The organism is Streptomyces sp. BR123, from assembly GCF_013401435.1.
Taxonomy (GTDB): Bacteria; Actinomycetota; Actinomycetes; order Streptomycetales; family Streptomycetaceae; genus Streptomyces.
In genome coordinates this window covers 1-259 of record NZ_JACBGN010000707.1, presented here as the reverse complement: position 1 = coordinate 259, position 259 = coordinate 1, and the positions used below count along the sequence as shown (strand labels likewise).

Here is a 259-nt window from a genome sequence, read left to right as displayed (position 1 = left end):
CCCAGGTCCTCGACGGGATCCGCGTCCCGCGCGCCTCCACCGGCCGCCCGCGCACGACACCGGCCCGGGTCCTGGGCGACAAGGCCTACTCCAGCCGGGCGATCCGCCACCTGCTGCGGCGCCGGGGCATCGCCGCCACGATCCCCGAGCGCCGCGACCAAGCGGCCAACCGCCGGCGCCGAGGGCGCCTCGGCGGCCGGCCGCCCGCCTTCGACAAGGAGGCCTACCGCGACCGCAACGTGGTCGAACGATGCTTCGC

Annotated in this window: 1 protein-coding gene; it reads left to right on the top strand. The window is 77.6% G+C overall.

Annotated features, from left to right (window positions below; translation table 11 throughout):
* Positions 1 to 259: transposase (locus HYE82_RS37130; protein WP_179178609.1), on the top strand; the 259-nt coding region annotated here is incomplete at both ends.